At 59.0% G+C, this 16,808-nt stretch carries 18 protein-coding genes; 6 read left to right on the top strand and 12 right to left on the bottom strand.

The features are described from left to right. Positions 1-999: a fumarylacetoacetate hydrolase family protein gene (locus TU80_RS18260; protein ID WP_020300788.1), complete on the bottom strand. Its 999-nt coding sequence runs from the start codon at positions 997-999 to the stop codon at positions 1-3. Continuing rightward, positions 996-1,697, bottom strand: coding sequence for an SDR family NAD(P)-dependent oxidoreductase (locus TU80_RS18255; protein WP_057005045.1), 702 nt, complete (start codon positions 1,695-1,697; stop codon positions 996-998). The genes TU80_RS18260 and TU80_RS18255 overlap by 4 nt, the downstream gene beginning before the upstream one ends. Before the next feature lie 139 nt (positions 1,698-1,836). On the opposite strand from TU80_RS18255, the gene TU80_RS18250 reads away from it, so the two are divergent. Together TU80_RS18250 and TU80_RS18245 are read left to right on the top strand one after the other, a co-directional pair. Beyond that, on the top strand, positions 1,837-2,235 hold the full coding sequence (locus tag TU80_RS18250) for a Zn-ribbon domain-containing OB-fold protein (RefSeq protein WP_020300790.1): 399 nt from the start codon (positions 1,837-1,839) through the stop codon (positions 2,233-2,235). Next, the gene (locus TU80_RS18245; RefSeq protein ID WP_020300791.1) at positions 2,235-3,425 is read left to right on the top strand and encodes a thiolase family protein; all 1,191 of its coding nucleotides are present in this window, start codon (positions 2,235-2,237) and stop codon (positions 3,423-3,425) included. The genes TU80_RS18250 and TU80_RS18245 overlap by 1 nt, the downstream gene beginning before the upstream one ends. Positions 3,426-3,434: 9 nt before the next feature. Here TU80_RS18245 and TU80_RS18240 read toward each other — a convergent pair whose 3' ends face one another. The 6 genes from TU80_RS18240 to TU80_RS18215 form a co-directional block, all read right to left on the bottom strand. Then, positions 3,435-4,220: an IclR family transcriptional regulator gene (locus TU80_RS18240; protein WP_020300792.1), complete on the bottom strand. Its 786-nt coding sequence runs from the start codon at positions 4,218-4,220 to the stop codon at positions 3,435-3,437. Between the two features lie 88 nt (positions 4,221-4,308). After that, positions 4,309-5,895: an MFS transporter gene (locus tag TU80_RS18235; RefSeq protein ID WP_020300793.1), complete on the bottom strand. Its 1,587-nt coding sequence runs from the start codon at positions 5,893-5,895 to the stop codon at positions 4,309-4,311. Between the two features lie 38 nt (positions 5,896-5,933). Then, positions 5,934-6,818 carry a fumarylacetoacetate hydrolase family protein gene (locus tag TU80_RS18230; RefSeq protein ID WP_020300794.1) on the bottom strand — a complete coding sequence of 295 codons (885 nt, stop codon included), beginning with the start codon at positions 6,816-6,818 and terminating at the stop codon, positions 5,934-5,936. Position 6,819: 1 nt separating this feature from the next. Then, positions 6,820-7,770, bottom strand: a complete 951-nt coding sequence (locus TU80_RS18225) for a VOC family protein (protein ID WP_032904513.1) — start codon at positions 7,768-7,770, stop codon at positions 6,820-6,822. A gap of 66 nt (positions 7,771-7,836) precedes the next feature. Beyond that, positions 7,837-8,595, bottom strand: a complete 759-nt coding sequence (locus tag TU80_RS18220) for an SDR family NAD(P)-dependent oxidoreductase (protein WP_020300796.1) — start codon at positions 8,593-8,595, stop codon at positions 7,837-7,839. A gap of 52 nt (positions 8,596-8,647) precedes the next feature. Further along, entirely contained in the window at positions 8,648-8,884 is a 237-nt protein-coding gene (locus TU80_RS18215; protein WP_020300797.1) for a ferredoxin, read from the bottom strand. A 361-nt stretch (positions 8,885-9,245) separates the two neighbouring features. On the opposite strand from TU80_RS18215, the gene TU80_RS18210 reads away from it, so the two are divergent. The 4 genes from TU80_RS18210 (at position 9,246) to TU80_RS18195 (ending at position 13,031) form a co-directional block, all read left to right on the top strand. Beyond that, positions 9,246-10,508 (top strand): MFS transporter, encoded by a 1,263-nt coding sequence (locus TU80_RS18210; RefSeq protein WP_020300798.1) that lies wholly within the window; start codon positions 9,246-9,248, stop codon positions 10,506-10,508. A 27-nt stretch (positions 10,509-10,535) separates the two neighbouring features. Continuing rightward, positions 10,536-10,856, top strand: a complete 321-nt coding sequence (locus tag TU80_RS18205) for a 2Fe-2S iron-sulfur cluster-binding protein (protein WP_020300799.1) — start codon at positions 10,536-10,538, stop codon at positions 10,854-10,856. 20 nt (positions 10,857-10,876) lie between these two features. After that, entirely contained in the window at positions 10,877-12,112 is a 1,236-nt protein-coding gene (locus tag TU80_RS18200) for an NAD(P)/FAD-dependent oxidoreductase (RefSeq protein ID WP_057005044.1), read from the top strand. A gap of 85 nt (positions 12,113-12,197) precedes the next feature. Then, entirely contained in the window at positions 12,198-13,031 is an 834-nt protein-coding gene (locus tag TU80_RS18195; RefSeq protein ID WP_020300801.1) for an oxidoreductase, read from the top strand. 43 nt (positions 13,032-13,074) lie between these two features. Here the strand turns inward: TU80_RS18195 and TU80_RS18190 are convergent, their stop codons facing one another. The 4 genes from TU80_RS18190 to TU80_RS18175 form a co-directional block, all read right to left on the bottom strand. After that, positions 13,075-13,425 carry a nuclear transport factor 2 family protein gene (locus tag TU80_RS18190; protein ID WP_020300802.1) on the bottom strand — a complete coding sequence of 117 codons (351 nt, stop codon included), beginning with the start codon at positions 13,423-13,425 and terminating at the stop codon, positions 13,075-13,077. 23 nt (positions 13,426-13,448) lie between these two features. Further along, positions 13,449-14,750, bottom strand: coding sequence for an MFS transporter (locus tag TU80_RS18185; RefSeq protein WP_057005043.1), 1,302 nt, complete (start codon positions 14,748-14,750; stop codon positions 13,449-13,451). A gap of 32 nt (positions 14,751-14,782) precedes the next feature. Beyond that, a complete protein-coding gene (locus TU80_RS18180) occupies positions 14,783-15,571 on the bottom strand; it encodes an SDR family NAD(P)-dependent oxidoreductase (protein ID WP_020300804.1) in 789 nt (262 codons plus the stop codon). 166 nt (positions 15,572-15,737) lie between these two features. Continuing rightward, positions 15,738-16,769 (bottom strand): hypothetical protein, encoded by a 1,032-nt coding sequence (locus TU80_RS18175; protein WP_020300805.1) that lies wholly within the window; start codon positions 16,767-16,769, stop codon positions 15,738-15,740. Positions 16,770-16,808: the final 39 nt, after the last annotated feature.

Here is a 16,808-nt window from a genome sequence, read left to right as displayed (position 1 = left end):
TCAATCCTTGTTCGATGCCTTGCCCGCTTGAGTGCGCAGCACACCAATGCCGTCGATCTCCAGTTCAACCACATCGCCAGGCTTCAAATAACGCAATTGCTCCAGGCCGCAGCCGTTGCCGACCGTGCCGGAGCCCAGAAACTCGCCGGGGTACAGGGTTTCCGAGCGGGACACGTGGGCAATCACGTCTTCGAAACTCCAGCGCATATCGCGGGTATTGCCGCGCCCCCACTCCTCGCCATTGACCCGGGCGACCATGTTCAGGTCATAGGGATCACCCAGCTCATCGGCTGTCACCAGACAGGGGCCCATGATATTGGCGGTATCAAAATCCTTGCTCTTGGCCGGGCCGAGCATGCCGGGCATTTCCAGGGCCTGGGCGTCGCGGGCACTCATGTCGTTGAAGATGGTGTAGCCGACGATATGCGCCCGGGCGGCTTCACGGCTGATGTCCTTGCCGCGCTTACCGATGTAGCAACCGAACTCCAGTTCGAAATCCATCGCCCGGCTGTAGCTCGGCCATTGAAATTCATCGTCGATGCCAATCACCGCGAAACGGTTGCCCTTGTAGTAAATAGGCTGCTTGTTGAAAGTCTCGATGACCCGATCGTCAGCGCGGGTGTTCATCGCTTTCAGCGTGGCTTCCGGGTCTTCGGTACGCAGCGCACGGGCACGACGGGCCGCCGCGAAGCTCTGGCGCAGATGCAATTCGAAGCAGGAACAGTCGCGCATTTGTGGAGGCGGCTGGATCGGTGCACGCAGCTTCACGCTGGCACGCTCCAGCACCGCCGCCGAGGGTGCCTTAGCGACCAGTGAGCGGGCCAATTCCAGCGCCGGTTCGCCGGCCTCTACCAAAGCCAGAATGCTGCTCAACGCCACACTGTCACGACCTTCCAGCAAGCGGTAAGCGTGTTGCAGGTCGAGTACCTGCTGATCCCGATTGAGCAATGCACCCGCGCGCTCAAACCCTTCGGCGTCGGTATACGTCACCAGTCTCATACGCGACCACTCACGGGGAGCAGCGCACCGGTTACTGCTGCGGCTTCGTCGGATAAAAGAAACGCCACTACCGCCGCCAACGCCTGCGGAGTGACCCAGCGGCTGCTGTCAGCATCAGGCATGTCGGCGCGGTTGGCGGGGGTGTCAATGATGCTCGGCAGCACAGCGTTGACCGTTACACCACGATCCTTCAGTTCCTCGGCCAACGCCTCGGTCAACCGGGCCACACCGGCCTTGGAGGCGGCATAAGCCCCCATACCTGTTGCGGCTTTGACAGAGGCCAGCGCGCCAATGTTGACGATGCGCCCGGCCTTGGAATCCAGCAGGTGTGTCAACCCGGATTGAGAACTGACCACTGCGGTACGTACGTTCATCTGATAGAGGCGATCCCAGGTCAGCAGGCTGCCACCTTCGACGGTCTCCCAGGCAAACCCGCCCGCGACATTGACCAAACCGTCGATGCCACCCAAATGCCCCGCGACCTGCTCGAACGCAGCGCTGGCCGACTCGCTCGAAGTCAGGTCGACACCACCCAGGCACAGCAGGTTTTCCGTATCCAGCAAGGCAGCTGGGGCCTCGCTACGATCCAGCAACGCCACCCGGGCGCCTCGCGCCAGCAGAAATTTGCCAAGTGCGCTGCCGAGGGCACCAAACCCGCCGGTGACGACTACCCTCTTGTCCAATAGTGATTGGGACATCGCGAAATCCTCTTGTTGTTGTTTTACGGCGCGAACGGTCGATTCGCGCCTTTGTCCGGATGAATATATGACACTTTTAGAAAATATGTACAAATGATACCGTATGACTTCAAGTCAAACACTCACCTGCGGACCGCTGATGCCTAGAAAACTGCCTGCACTCAACGCCGACAACCGCGCCTTCTGGCAAGGCGGTCAACAGGGCGAACTGCTCGTTCATCGCTGCGCAGCCTGTAGCCGGTATTTCCACCCGCCCGCCCCGCTCTGCCCGCATTGCGCAAGCTTCGACGTGGCGCCGCAAGCGGTGTCCGGCAAGGGCACCGTACTTAGCTTCACCATCAACTATCAACCCTGGACCCCCGACCTGGAGGTGCCCTATGTGGTGGCGATCATCGAGCTCGTTGAGCAACCCGGCTTGCAGTTCGTGAGCAACGTGGTGGGCATGCCGGTCACGGATGTACATATCGACATGCCGGTACGGGTCAGCTTCCTCAATGTCGAGGATGTGTGGTTGCCTCTGTTCGAGAAGGATCAGTGATGTTCGATCATCGTTATGAAAAAGACGTAGCCATTACCGGTATCGGGCAATCAGAGATCGGCCGACCGTCTACCAAGTCAGCGATGCGCCTGACCCTGGACGCCTGCCTGGAAGCCATTGCGGACGCCGGCCTGCAACGTAGCGACATCGACGGCGTGGCCTGCTGGCCGGGTGATAACAACAATGGCGACCCGTTCTCACCGGTCGGTCCCAGTGCGCTGAAGAGCGCCCTTGGGCTCAACGTCAACTGGTTCGGTGGCGGTTATGAAGGGCCCGGCCCGCTTACCGGGGTCATTAACGGGGCCATGGCGATTGCGGCGGGCCTGTGCAAGCACGTACTGGTGTTTCGCACCATCACCGAAGCGTCAGCCCGTATGCTCAACAAACAGGCCGGCGCACTGACCAACAAAACCCAGGGTCGCGACAGCAGCTACGCCTGGCAGTGGTTTACCCCGTTCAATGTGCAATCGGGCATCAATCTGATGGCGTTGTATGCCCAGCGTCACTTCCATGAATACGGCACCCGACCGGAGCAGCTGGCGCAGATAGCCCTGACGTGTCGCCAGAACGCCATGCGCAACCCCAAGGCGCTGTACCGCACGCCGATGAGCATGGACGACTACATGGCATCGCGAATGATTTCAACGCCTCTGCGCATGTTCGACTGCGACGTGCATTGTGATGCGTCCACCGCCATCATCCTGTCCCGTCGTGATATCGCCCAGGACCAGCCAAATAAACCAATTCGCATCGAGGCCATGGGCGCAGCGTTGAACCAGCCCTGGTCGTGGGATCAGATCTCCCTGACCAAAATGGCCGCCTTCGATGTTGGCGAGATGATGTGGGCACGCACCGACTACACCCCGCAGGATGTTGAATCTGCGCAGTTGTATGACGGATTTTCGATCTTGACCCTGATCTGGCTTGAAGCCCTGGGCCTGTGCCCCATTGGGGAAAGTGGCGCGTTCGTCGAGGGTGGCACGCGCATCGCACTGGAGGGCAGCTTGCCCATCAATACCAATGGCGGGCAGCTGTCTGGCGGACGCACCCACGGCCTGGGTTACGTGCATGAAGCCTGCCTGCAACTGTGGGGTCGTGCCGAAGGCCGGCAAACCCGCGAACACCGCGTCAGTACGGTGGCAGCCGGAGGCGGCCCGCTGGGGGGTAGCCTGCTACTGGTTCGCGAGTAACGGCGCGCCTCAGTAGAGTACGCCGGCCACTTCGCTGCAGAACTCGATCAGCGCCTTGCCCAGTTCGGCAAGGCCCTCTTCATCCCGTTGGCCACGGAACATCACCGCTGACACGGTGAAATCGATGCTGTTGGTTGGTGAGAAGACCGGCGCCGCAATGGCAAGAATCCCCCCCGAAAAATGCCCATCGTCCATTGCCCAACCGCGCTCGGCGGCCTCTCTCACTTCTTCGCGATAGACCTCGAGCGACAGCGGCTGGGCCCAGCGAATCGTCTCGAAACTGCTCTGTACTTCCGGATCGTCGAGGTCGATCTGCGTAGCGAACAACCGGCCGCTGGCGCCCATCAGAATTGGCAGACGCTGACCTTCAGCCATGTCGATACGCACATCGGTCGGGCTCGCGGCGGAACTGACAATGACGATGCGGTCAGGGCTCATTTTGCGCCACAGGGTGATGGTCACCCGCTGGCGTGCAGCCAGGTTCTGCAACAGGGGTTTGGCCATTTGCACGCGGTGACCCTGAGTCACCAATTGTTCAACCAGGCGCGCCAGGCCCAGGCCCACGGTGTAACGCTTGGAAAGGGCACTGAAATCGACCACCTCCTCTTGCACCAGGGTGCGCAGGATGTTGAAGCAGGTACTTGGATTGATTTTCAGTTGCCGGGCGATGTCCACTGAACGTTCCGGCGTGCCCACCTGACTGAGATAGCGCAAGATGCGTATGGCGTTGGATACAGGCTTGACGAGGGTTGCGCCGGCCGATTTGCTGCTGTCGTTGACGTCAGTGAGTTCCATGCCCAATCCAGTAACTTTAGAGTGGCGCCATTCTAACCTGAGAATGATTGGCGCCGTAAAAGTTTTATCTGGGAATTACTCGAACACTTCAATCGGTTAATTTCACTGGCGGCTGATAGATCAAACGACGGGTTTGCAGATCTTCGCGACGAAAACGCTCGATGAGACGCTCTTGGGCCTGGTCGGCCTGGGTCACCCGAACCTGTTGGCGCAAGTATTCCAGCCATGACTCGACAATAAAGCGCTCGCTGTAGAGTTGCGGGTCCGCCATGTCGCGGTACAAACGCCAGTTTTGCGCACCGTTGCGCCGTCGCGCCTTGCCTACCGCGTATACGGCAGCCAGAAATTCATCGCGGTCCGGCGCCGCCACCTGGTACACAATCTCCACCGATACCGGTCCTTCGGAATGGGACACCGGACTGGCCAGCTGGAGTGTGTCGGTCAACTGCACCTCGGCAAAGTCTGCTTCCTGGCCCAGTTCCACATGGCCATTTCGGGTCAGCGCGATGCCGACCAGCAACAACAGTGTCGAGAGCAGCAAGCTCTGGCTCAATCCCAGATACTCGGCCAATGCCCCCCATATCGCACCGCCGGCCGCCATCGCGCCCATCAGGATCAACACATAGACCGATGCGACCCGTGCGCGCACCCAATTGGCGGCATAGGTTTGCACCACCGTTGAAATGGTCGCGTTGACCGCCATCCAGCCGAACCCTGCCAGCAGCAGCATTGCGCAGACCGCGTAGCGGTTGTTGGATAGCGCGGCAGTGAGGGTGGCGAGGGCAAAGGAAATGGCGCCGCAAACCAGCAGATGACGCATGCCCAATACGCGATACAACCGCGGCAAGCTCAGCGCAGCCAATACTGCACCGGCACCAAGAAACGCCATGAGCAAGCCATAACCACCAGCGTCCATACCCAATTCCTGCTTGGCCACCAGTGGCAGCAAGGCCCATAAAGCACTGGCACTCATGGTGAACACAAGAACCTGCTTCATGGCGCTGAACAGGACCGCTGAATGCCGGATATAGCGCAGGCCACTGCGCATGCCACCGGTCAGGGTTTCCGGTGGCAAGCCCACGGCAGGCGGGTTGGGCGCGATACGAAAGAGGAAGAGGAGCACCGCGAACATACACAGCGCGATCACCAGAAATACCGAGGTCGTGTTCCAGTATGCAATCAGTGCACCCGCCAACGCGGGGCCCAAAGCCCGGGTGGCATTGATGGAAATTCCGTTCAAGGACACTGCAGCCGGCACCTGGTCGCGAGGCAGTACGCCGACCATGGTCACCATCCACGCCGACATGCCCAGCGCACTGCCAGTACCGAGCACAAAGGTAAACGCCAACAAGCCCCAGGTTTCCATGTGCGCGCTGTACGCCAGCACACACAACACCAGTGCGGCGAACAGCATCATGCACTGGGTAATGATCAGCCAACTGCGACGGTCTACCCGATCGGCAATCACCCCACCGGGAAAGGCAAACAGAAATACCGGTAGGGTCACGGCGGTTTGCACCAGAGAGACCATGGCTGCCGACGTCGTCAATGTGGTCATGATCCACGCCGCGGCGACCGTCTGCATCCAGATAGCCATGTTGACCACTGCGGCTGCCAGCCATAAACCGCGGAACGCTTTGTTGCGAAACGGCGCCCACGCCGAACCCTCGCTCATCATCACTCCTCAGCGGCTACGCCAGTCAGTTTCAGGGATTACTTGTCCAGCGGCTGACCCAGTCGCCCCGCCGCACGGGCGGGGATGAGTTGGCGTGGCGCAGCGATGGTATTGCTCTGTCGACCGATACCTGCAATCTCAGCCTCGACCCGATCACCCGGCCGTAAAAAACGCCCGCTTTCCAGTCCTACGCCGTGGGTGGATCCGGTAAACACCAGGTCGCCAGGACGCAGACTGATGCGTGCATCCAGATAATTGAGCAACTCATCCAGGGGAAAAATCATCTGCCGGGTATTGTCCTGCTGGCGCAGTTCATAGTTAACGCTCAGGCGCATATCTAAAGCCGGTTGCCCCGTTACACCCAGTTCGTCCGCGGTCACGATCCATGGACCTACCGGTGTGGTGCGGTCCATGGCTTTCTGGGTCAACAGGTCCAGACGACCAATCTGCTTGCCGGCATCGCGCGCACTTATGTCATTGCCCACCGTATACCCCAGCAGGCAGTCGCTGGCATGCGGTTCATCCAGCAACGGGCGGCCCACTACGGCGACCAGTTCCACCTCGTAATCAAGCTGGGTGGTCAGCGGCGAATAATCGATCTCGTCATAGGCACCAACCAGCGCTGACTCCGGTTTCATGTACGCCAACGGGTGCGCCGGAGAATCACTGCCAAGGCGCTTGAGGTGGCTGAGGTAATTGAGGCCCACACCAAAAACCCGGCTACCGGGTTCCAATGGCGCAAGCAGGCGCGCAGCCGACAACGGCAACCATTCGCCACTCGGGTCGAGGGCGTCTGGCGCAAGATCCGCCCCTAGCCCGGCCCAGTGGGCGAAAGGAGCATTAATTCGCCGAAAGCAATCAGCTTGCGCATTCAGCAACGCCCAGAACGCTTGCCCGGCAACTTCGACCCGCGCCAGACGCATGTCAGCGCTTGGCCAAGTAGGTCGGCAGGTACTCGGCGTCGAGCACTTCTTCCGGCGTCTTGACGCTGGCGCCGAGAATTGGCCCGACCATTTCGTGGCCCCACAGGCTGAGTTTTTCTGGATTCAGCTCATAGGGATCGCCTTGCCATGGCTCGATTTCAGCAATGGTCTCGAAGGCGAACCCGGACGGATTGAAATGGTAGAACGACAGATGGGGGTCCTGGGCATGTTGGCCGAGGGTCATCATCATCGGCAGTTCACGCTGACGCACGATGTCGTAGGTCTCACCGACATCACGCACGTTGCGTACAAACAGCCCGACATGCTGCACGCCCATGCGACCCGGTCCGTGACCATAAGCGATGTCATGGCTGGTGTGATGGTTGAGTTTGGAGCGGAAGAAACCGGTTCGTCCCTTGCCCGCACCAGCGCCATACCAGCTGAAACCCATGACATTAAGCAGGAAGTCTTCCAGTTCCGGAGTGTAGTCCGGGGTGATCAGCACCACATGACCCGCACCCCGTTCGTCGGCAAGGAAACCACTGTGCGGGCGGCCCGGCTGGAACGAGCGCGGCAGCCATTTTTGCCCGTAAAACAATTCGTGCTGATACCCCACCGGGTCACGAAAACGCACTAATTCACGCACGCCACGCTTTTCGCACAGCTCAGCATCACCGCGAGTGAAGTCGACATTGGCGGCTGCCAGCTTCTTGATGCCGTCCTCGAACGCCATGCGCCCCACCGCTTCCCAACCGATGTAGACAATGCGGTCTACCTTGCCAGGATGAAAAGCGAAGCGATGCCGACGATCATCGATCTTGAAGTACAGCGAATCGGGATCACTCTCGGGGTTCTTGCCTATGCCAAAACCCATCACCTGAGGGCCGTACTCACGCCACGCTTGGAGATTGGGGGTCTCAAAGCCCATGTAACCGATACCGATGATGTCCACGTTATTCACCTTGTTATTGTTCGAGATGAAAGGGTGCCGGTAGCCCATGCCAGGGCGCCGCGCGTGCTAGATCGCGAGTAACCCGCCATCGATGACGAAGTCCGAACCGGTAATGAATGAAGCCTCATCCGAGGCGACAAAGACCGCCATTGCCACCACTTCCTCGGGTTCGCCGGGGCGATCCATCAATACGCCATCCAGCAGCATGGCGCGCATTTTGGGGTCTTCCAGAAAAGGCCGGGTGCCAGGCGTCGCGACAAATCCCGGGCTCAAACTGACCGCACGTATACCGAACGGCGCCCCTTCTACCGCCAACTGGCGAGTGAAGGACACCACAGCGCCCTTTGCAGCCGAATGCGCGGAAATGCCGGCCACTTTCGAGCCACCCCATGCAGCGGTGGACGATACATTGATGATCACTCCGCGCTGTTCGGCCAAGTGGTGCCATGCATATTTGGTGGTATAGAACAGCAGGTCGATTTCGTTGCGCATGGTGTACTGCCAATCTTCGATCGACAGCTCGCTGACCAGCCCGAAGCGTGCGGCGGAAGCGTTGTTGTACAGGATGTCGATGCGCCCGTGTTCAGCCACGGCGGCATCGATCCAGGCCTTGGCCTGTTCATGATCACCCAGGTCCACGGGTGCCGAGCCGTACAGGGTAAAACCCTCGGCCTGCATCAACGCTGCAGTCTCCTCGTGACCTTCGGCATTGAAATCGCAACCGACCACAATCGCCCCTTCACGGGCAAAACGTAGCGCCGCAGCCCTGCCCTGGCCGCCGCCTGTACCGGTTATCAGCGCGACCTTGTTTGGTAATCGACCCATTAGCACATCCTCACCTCAGTGGTTATCACGTTTGCGGCAGGCGCTCACGCCATCAAACGGCTTCGTCATCCGGGGTGATGGGCTCAAGCCAGATGGCCTCCGCGGGGCAAGCGGCTGCACCCTCACGAGCCTCCTCCTCCAACTCCGGCGGCACGCGGGCATCGTCGAGGTACACCATGCCATCGGCATCAAGCTTGTACAGGCTGGGGCAAATCGCAGCACACAAACCATAACCACAGCAGCGGCTTCGGTCGGCCACCGCTTTGAACTGCGCTTTTTCTGAACTCATTTTTTTCTCCTTTATCAGGTTCAGCTTTTGCAAATTATGAACACTTATTTATTTTATGTGCAATTAATTTTTAACGCGGATATGCTGAGGCTCATCCGCTGTCCCTGATCATTGCCTTGGCTTAAAAAAAGGGAATCGCAGCAGGATGTTGAACACGGCTGGCTTCAGAGTGATTCAACCGTGGGTGCAACGCATGAAATTCGTTTGTCCGTTAGTCAGATAGCTGCGCTGGACAAAGCCGAATTTCTGATTTTATTCTGATTAAAAAACCAGATTCTGTTCAAAGAATCTGCTGGCGGTGATTCACATCACCACTTGTAGCAGTGCTTGGCTCAACAAAACCTATAAGGAAGCCAACTCCATGCACCCGTCTAGAAACGAAGCGGCAATCGATCTGCGCGAATTCCGCCAAAGCTGGAAAATCCTGATTTTGTCGGTCGCCGGAGTGGCCATCAGCATCAACGCCGCCCTGCTCTATGGTTTCGGCACACTGGTCGTGCCGCTCGGCGATGCCTTTGGCTGGAGCAAAAGTGAGCTGCAAGCCTGCATCACCTTTCTGTTTGGCGGCGCGGTGGTGTCATTGCAGTTGGTGGGTTGGTTCAACCTGCGCTACGGCATGAAGCGCGTTACCGTTATTTCCCTGCTGTTGTTGTCACTCGGTTACCTGGCAACCACGCAGCTGACCCAATCGATCTGGTCGATGTACATCGCCTTTGCACTGCTGCCCATCGTCGGCATGGGCGCGCTGGCCGTAACCTGGACCCAGCTGATCAGTCTTTGGTTCGACAGCAATCGCGGCCTGGCGCTCGCCATTGGTCTGTCCGGGACTGGTGTCACTGCCGCCATCATTCCCCGGCTGATGGCCTGGGGCATCGAGCAATGGGACTGGCGCGCGGCCTTCGTGATTCTCGCGCTGCTCAATCTGTTGGTGCTGCTGCCGCTGATTCTGCTGTGGTTCAAACTACCCTCTGTTGCCGGTCACCGTGACGGCGGGCGTGCGCTGGAGCAATTGCCCGGCATGTCTTTTCGTGAAGGCATGGGCTCGCTGAAATTCTGGACCTGTAACCTGGCGCTCAGCCTGGTGATTTCTTCGATTGTCGGCATGGTCACCAGCACCGTGCCCATGCTGCAAGCCCGAGGCCTATCCGCGGGGGACGCGGCCACCATTTTCAGCTGCTTTGGTATTTCGCTGATCTTCGGCCGCATGCTTATCGGCTATCTGCTCGATCGTCTGTGGCCGCCGATTGTGTCTGCGATCAGCCTGGTGCTGCCCGCTATCGGTTGTTTCATCTACCTGAGCCCGACCACCGAATTTGCCCCGCTCATGCTGGCGGCGGTGCTGGTTGGTTTTGGCGCCGGGGCGGAGTTCGATATTGCCGCGTTCCTGATTGCCCGCTACTTCGGCTTGCGCGAATACGGCCGCCTGTTCGGCGTGCATCAGGGCCTCAATACCGTGGCTTCGGCGCTGGCGCCGTTGCTCTTTGCGTACATGCTGGCGCGCACCGGATCGTATAACGCCATGCTGGTTTATAGCGCCGCCTGCTGCCTGATCGGTCCGCTGTTGCTACTGACCCTTGGGCGAGTGCCGCACTTCAACGTGCAAACCATTCCCAGCCAATCCTGAGCCCCTTAACAAGAATCGGAGCAGAACATGCCCACATTGACATTTATTGAACACAACGGCACCGCCCATCAAGTCAAAGGCGACATCGGCCAGTCGGTGATGCAAGCCGCGACCTTCGCCTCGGTGCCGGGTATTTCTGCCGACTGCGGTGGTGCCTGCAGTTGCGCCACCTGTCACACCTATGTCGACGAGGCCTGGCTGGGCAAGGTGCAAGCGGCGGAAGGCATGGAGAACGACATGCTCGAGTACGCTTTCGAACGTCGCGACAGCAGCCGCTTGAGCTGTCAAATGATCATCAGCGAAGACATGGACGGCATGGTTTTGCACCTGCCGTCGTCGCAATTCTGAATGCGCGTGAAGGAGTTCCCATGACCCTCGCCTCAGTCGTTATCGTCGGTGCTGGCCAGGCCGGATTTCAGGTCGCTGCCTCCCTGCGCCAGGAAGGCTTTGACGGGCGCATCACCCTGATCGGCGATGAGCCAGGCCTGCCCTACCAGCGCCCGCCATTGTCCAAAGCCTATCTGCTCGGCAAGATCCAGGCGACCAATCTGCTGTTTCGTCCTGCTGATTTCTACACCACCCAGCGCATTGAACTGCTGCATGACCAGGCGACCGCGATCGACCGCCTGAACCGACGCGTGGTGTTAGCCTCGGGTGCTGCTGTCAGTTACGACCATCTGGTACTGGCGACCGGAGCCCACAACCGCCCCCTGCCGGTTCCCGGCGCAGAGTTGCCGCAAGTGTTCGGTATCAAAACCAAAGCCGATGCCGACGCCCTGGCGCCGCTGGCGAAAGAAGCGCGCAACGTGGTGGTGATTGGAGCCGGGTTTATCGGCCTCGAGTTTGCGGCGGTGGCCGCTGCCCTAGGGGCTAATGTGCACGTACTGGAGCTGGGCGAGCGTCCCATGGCTCGTGCCGTGTCGCGGGAAATGTCGGAATTGTTTCGCCAGGCCCATGAAGCGTGGGGCGTCCATTTTGACTTCCGCCAGGGTTTAAGCCGCATCGACGGCGATAACGGCAAGGTGTGCGCGGTACAAACCGGTGACGGACGTGCACTCCCTGCTGACCTGGTGGTGTTTGGTATCGGTGTGATTCCCAATGCGCAGCTGGCGACTGAAGTCGGTCTGGACATCGAGAACGGCATCAAGGTGGACGCCAGCCTGCTGACCTCTGACCCGCAAATTTCCGCGGTAGGCGATGTCGCCAGCTTCCCGTGCCTGCAAAACAATGAGTTACACACCCGCCTCGAGTCGGTGCAGAACGCCATCGACCAGGCCCGCACAGTGGCTGCACGCTTGATGGGTAAACCGGCACCTTATAGCGCCCTGCCCTGGTTCTGGACCGATCAAGGCAACTTGAAACTGCAGATCGCCGGACTCTCGCATGGCTATGACAGTACCGTCGTGCTCGGTTCAGTCGAAGAACATCAAGCGTCTGTGCTGTGTTTCCGCAATGACCGTCTGGTGGCCGTGGAGTCCTGCAATCGCATGGGCGATCACATGGCGGCGCGCAAGATTCTTGCTCGCGTGCCCAAGCTGACGGCAGTTGAGGCCGCCACTGACGGGTTCGATCTGAAAGCTTGGGAAGCGGCCAACCGCGACTGAACGTCGTACTGATCTTTCACACCCGCTGCCGCGCCCGCCTTAAAGCTGACGCGGCATTTTTTTGCACAACGACTGGAGCGATGCAATGAACAAAGTCTGGTTTATTACCGGTGCGGCCCGAGGCTTGGGTGCTGCCATTGCCAAAGCCGCATTGGCTGATGGTGACAGCGTGGTGGTCAGCGCCCGGCGTATCGAACCGCTGGAAATTGTCTTTGCCGAGTACGGCGAACGCGTGCTGGCAGTGGCCCTGGATGTGACCGACGAAGCCCAGGCACTGGCTGCCGTAGAAACTGCCGTGGCGCGTTTTGGCCGAATCGATGTGCTGGTCAACAACGCCGGTTATGGACAACTGGCGCCGTTTGAAGACAATTTCGCCAGCGACGCCGACCAGCAGTTCGCGACCAATGTGTTCGGTGTGTTCAACGTCTGCCGCGCCGTGCTGCCTGTCATGCGTCAGCAACGCAGTGGCCGGGTGTTCAACGTGTCTTCAATGGGTGGCATGGTCGGGATGGGTGGTGCGGCGCTGTACTGCGCGTCTAAATTTGCTGTGGAAGGTTTTTCCGAATCCCTGGCCCAGGAAGTGGCGCAGTTCGGGATCAAGGTCACGCTGGTGGAGCCCGGGGTTTTCCGTACCGACTTTCTCGACCCCAGCTCCGCGGTCTTCGGTACACGCGGGTTGGAGGATTACGCTGCATTCACCGCCAAGGTCAAAGGCGCTTCGGCCGCCTACAACCATCAGCAAACCGGCAACCCGGCTAAACTGGGCGATGCGCTGGTGCTCCTGGCCAACAGCGAACATCCACCGTTGCGTTACCTGGCGGGTTCAGACGCTTATCAGCAGGTCAGCGACAAGCTCAACAGGATGCTCGCGGAAATCGAGCAATGGCAGCAGCTGTCCCATTCCACCGATGGCGTCTAGGCGACGACGCGCACAGCCTTTCTGACAAGGCTGTGCGCAACGATTACTGGTTGATGAAGTAACGTACGGACAACTTTCCTTCTTCAAACCGATACAACTCGATCGTCTCGATACCGCCTTCCTGCTCGCGAAAGGCGTTCAGGTGATGGCACGCCGCTTCATTGCCATTGACGATGCACTGGCGCACTTCAACGCGAATCTTCGGTTGCTGCTGCGCCCACATGCCTTCCAGTACCTGCCAGGCATCGGCCTGGGGCTTGCCGACGTATTCGATACTCAAGCCGTTGGCCGAGACGCTGCGGTAGTGAGCGAAAAAGCCGTCTTTGTCGCCCCGGTTCCAGCAGTCGATCTGCCCGTGCAGAAAGTGCTCGATGGTGTGTTTGTCCATGCTCATTTCACGTTCATCCTCAAGTGGGTTCAGGCATGTGGTCGTAGCTGGAGGTTTTGCTGACGGGCGAGGAATTTTGGCTCCATTCTCAACCACAGCAGAATGGTCGGGCCGACAATGGCGCAGCAGAAACAGCACACCAGCACAGCGGAATAGCTGCCGTACAGGTCATAGAGATGGCCGAACAGCATGGGTACCAGACCGGAGACAATGGTGATCAGGCACAGGTGCAGACCAAATATCCGCGCGTAGTCTTTCAAGCCGAAATAGCGCGCCATCAGGAATGCCGCCAGATCGAACTCAGCTCCGGCACTGGCGCCGATGCACAGGGTCGCCAGCACCAGCAACGGTGTGTTTTGCGCCCCGCCAAAGAGAAAGATCGCGCAGCCCAATGCGGGTAGCGCCAGGCTCACGGCGGCCACTACTGAAGGTGAATAGCGGTCCAGCAGATAACCCACCAACAAGCGCCCGCCGATGATGGAAATACCAAAGGTACTGAAGATCTGACTGGCTTGCTGCGCACTCAGGCCCTTGCTTTGCAGCATCGGCACCATGTTGGTGACCATGCCGACGGTCAACGACACCGACAATATCAATGCAACGTTAAAGCCCCAGTACATCCCTGAGCGCACTGCTTGTTTGAAGGACATGCCGGACAGCTCCGGAAGTTCCTTCTGCGTTGTCGCGTCAGGACTGGCGAGCAGCGCCGGCATGCGCAGCCACATCAATGACAAGGGCAACGTAAACAACAAAGGCATCGCCCCCAGCGCAATAAACCCGGCTTGCCAACCGTAGGCGGCAATCAGCCGCGACAACAGCGGTGGCAGAATCATCGCCATCAGCCCGGTGCCACACAGAATCACGGCCAGCGCCAAACCACGGTTACGCTCGAACCAGAGGTTGACCAGTTGCGTCCAGGTGATCGCAATGGTTCCGGCACAAATGATCGGCATGCTGAAAAACGCCAGGTACAACCAGCCGATCGAACCCTCAATCCGCGTGATCGCAAAGTAACCGACGATCTGCAGCACGATCGAAACAATCGCTACCCGGCGCAGCCCGAACCGACGGTACAGCCAGCCGACCAGTTGCGTGGAAATCGCCACACCGGCGAACAGAAAGGTGATGGAGGCCTGCAAGTCGCCCCGGCTCCAGCCGAACGCCTGTTCCAGCGGAATCACCAGGGTGCCGAAGGCGTACAGCAACGCAGCGGTAATACTGGTGCAGATGCCAAACAGGCCCAGGACAACCACGCGCCAGCCGCGCTTGAACTCGGAAAAATCATTGCCGGCGTGGGCCGTGGTGTTGCTACTGCGTGTATCCGATGTCATGACCTGACTCCCATCGCGGACGTGCGGGTTGATTAATGGCCCTTGAGGATTTCTTCGACCTTGGGCAGCGCGATCATGGTGGCGCCGCCATCCACCAGCAGCGAAGTGCCAGTGATATAGGAAGCCTCGTTGGAGGTCAGAAACAGCACGGCGTTGGCAATGTCGGCGGACTCGCCCAGACGCCCTACCGGGAAATGTGCAGCGAGTTTATGCGGCAGTTCATTGCCCAGGGTTTCGAGCATGTGATCAGTGCCGATCAGTCCGGGCTCGACGACGTTGACCAGAATATTCATGGCACCGAATTCCACCGCCAGGCCGCGGGCGAAGGCATTCATGAAGGCTTTGCTGGAACCATAGGCAATCAGGCGAGGGGTGTATTTGCGGTTGGCTTCGCCGGACGAGATGAAAATCAGCCGGCCTTTGTCGGCTGCTTTCGACAGATAAGGTGCGCAGTCCTTGGCCAACCAGAACAACGATTGAATATTGCTGCGAACGATGTGATCAAACGTATCATCGGCCATTTCGGCGATCAGCCCGTGACTGGTATCGGCAGCGCAATGCACCACGATGTCCAGGCCACCAAAGTGCTCTACACCATCTTGCACCATTGACTTGATCGCCTCGCGGTCGGCGATGTCGCCACCGACCAGGCAGGCTTGCGCGCCCAGGGCCTTGATCTGTGCGATCGTTTCTTCACCGTATCGAGCGGTGCGTGCCGACACCACCACCTTGGCGCCTTCTCGGGCATAGGCCAGGGCAATGGCGCGACCCATGCCTCGACCTGCACCGGTGACCAGCACGACTTTGTCGCGGAATTTCATCGTGATTCCTCATTGTTGTTATTGGTGGAGGCTACTGATACAACGCGTACGCTCCCCTGTAGGAGCTGCCGAAGGCTGCGATCTTTTGATCTTGCCTTCAAAAGTCAAAGTCAAAAGATCGCAGCCTTCGGCAGCTCCTACAGGGGTAAAGGTTTCGGTCAACTGTTTACAGGTCTTTGCCTGGCACATTGCGGGCCGAGCCATTACGCCGGTCCGATTCACCCCAGCCCAGCCAGTGTGAAGGCTCACGGGTATCGCCAACCCGACGCCAACGGCCTTCCTGCTGCGCAGTGATCGGGAAGCCACCGACGAAGTCGATCATCTCGCCCTTCTCATCAGGCAAAAACTCCCACTCTTCCTTGCCTTCCAGCACGATTTTCGCGGATTTGAGGAAGTAGCTTCCGTCCTTGTGTTCGGTGTTTCCTTCGATATCGGTGGTGACCCGAACCTCGCCTTTTTCATTGTTGAAAATGGCGTAGCCCAAGTGGTCGTGACCGACCATGAAAGAGCCGGTATCCCAGGTGCCATCTTTATAAACGGTGACGAAGGACCACCAGATCACATGCTTGTTGTTGTTCACCACCAAGTCTTTCTTGAAGTGAATGGCGCCGCCTTCGGCCATGTAGAACTGGTCCAGCGCCATGGCGCCTTTCACCGGACGCCCCTCGCAGACACCGGCGATATCCCACAACTGCGAAACATAAAAGGTGCCCCATTCCACGCCTGGCAGGTACCACTGCAAACCTGGGCCAAGCAGTCGGCCTTCGAGGTGAAACAGGCCTTCTTCCTTCCAGGTCAGGCGTTCGCTGCTGGCGGTGATCTCCCAAGAGTTGCCGGGTTCGCCCGGGTGGCTGGCCCAACGTGCGACATCGCCTTCCAGGCTGTGTACCGGCAGTGGTGTCAGCGCCTGGCGGGCCATTTTTTCGTGGTCCATGCGCAGGTTGACGTTATCGACGTGATTGTTCAGGTAGAAGAACTTGGTTGGGTTGGGGGTGCCATTGGGCGCCATCAGCGACCGTACGAATGAGTAAATGTTGCCTTGCTCATCGCGCACAGAACCGAACGGCGAACTTTTGCTCAGGTGCAGGCCGAAGAAGCCGCGTTCGGCTGACATCGAAGCGCCGGTGACCTTGTGCGGCCCAACCAGTTGTTGAAAGCCGAAATCACCGCGTTCTGGAATGGTTTTAAACGTTCTCATGATGCCCTCTGTTGTTTTTGTTGAGGCAGGGAAACGGGA

The organism is Pseudomonas veronii (assembly GCF_001439695.1).
Lineage (GTDB): Bacteria > Pseudomonadota > Gammaproteobacteria > Pseudomonadales > Pseudomonadaceae > Aquipseudomonas > Aquipseudomonas veronii.
The sequence above is the reverse complement of the archived record's forward strand: the minus strand, read 5'-3'. Positions and strand labels throughout refer to the sequence as shown.

Bases quoted from the DNA above. Each gene is read 5' to 3' on its own strand.
- TU80_RS18220 (WP_020300796.1), bottom strand. From the start codon at position 8,595: ATGGGTCGATTACCAAACAAGGTCGCGCTGATAACCGGTACAGGCGGC.
- TU80_RS18260 (WP_020300788.1), bottom strand. From the start codon at position 999: ATGAGACTGGTGACGTATACCGACGCCGAAGGGTTTGAGCGCGCGGGT.
- TU80_RS18205 (WP_020300799.1), top strand. From the start codon at position 10,536: ATGCCCACATTGACATTTATTGAACACAACGGCACCGCCCATCAAGTC.
- TU80_RS18245 (WP_020300791.1), top strand. From the start codon at position 2,235: ATGTTCGATCATCGTTATGAAAAAGACGTAGCCATTACCGGTATCGGG.
- TU80_RS18195 (WP_020300801.1), top strand. From the start codon at position 12,198: ATGAACAAAGTCTGGTTTATTACCGGTGCGGCCCGAGGCTTGGGTGCT.
- TU80_RS18190 (WP_020300802.1), bottom strand. From the start codon at position 13,425: ATGAGCATGGACAAACACACCATCGAGCACTTTCTGCACGGGCAGATC.
- TU80_RS18235 (WP_020300793.1), bottom strand. From the start codon at position 5,895: ATGAGCGAGGGTTCGGCGTGGGCGCCGTTTCGCAACAAAGCGTTCCGC.
- TU80_RS18215 (WP_020300797.1), bottom strand. From the start codon at position 8,884: ATGAGTTCAGAAAAAGCGCAGTTCAAAGCGGTGGCCGACCGAAGCCGC.
- TU80_RS18230 (WP_020300794.1), bottom strand. From the start codon at position 6,818: ATGCGTCTGGCGCGGGTCGAAGTTGCCGGGCAAGCGTTCTGGGCGTTG.
- TU80_RS18250 (WP_020300790.1), top strand. From the start codon at position 1,837: ATGCCTAGAAAACTGCCTGCACTCAACGCCGACAACCGCGCCTTCTGG.
- TU80_RS18200 (WP_057005044.1), top strand. From the start codon at position 10,877: ATGACCCTCGCCTCAGTCGTTATCGTCGGTGCTGGCCAGGCCGGATTT.
- TU80_RS18240 (WP_020300792.1), bottom strand. From the start codon at position 4,220: ATGGAACTCACTGACGTCAACGACAGCAGCAAATCGGCCGGCGCAACC.
- TU80_RS18255 (WP_057005045.1), bottom strand. From the start codon at position 1,697: ATGTCCCAATCACTATTGGACAAGAGGGTAGTCGTCACCGGCGGGTTT.
- TU80_RS18180 (WP_020300804.1), bottom strand. From the start codon at position 15,571: ATGAAATTCCGCGACAAAGTCGTGCTGGTCACCGGTGCAGGTCGAGGC.
- TU80_RS18185 (WP_057005043.1), bottom strand. From the start codon at position 14,750: ATGACATCGGATACACGCAGTAGCAACACCACGGCCCACGCCGGCAAT.
- TU80_RS18175 (WP_020300805.1), bottom strand. From the start codon at position 16,769: ATGAGAACGTTTAAAACCATTCCAGAACGCGGTGATTTCGGCTTTCAA.
- TU80_RS18210 (WP_020300798.1), top strand. From the start codon at position 9,246: ATGCACCCGTCTAGAAACGAAGCGGCAATCGATCTGCGCGAATTCCGC.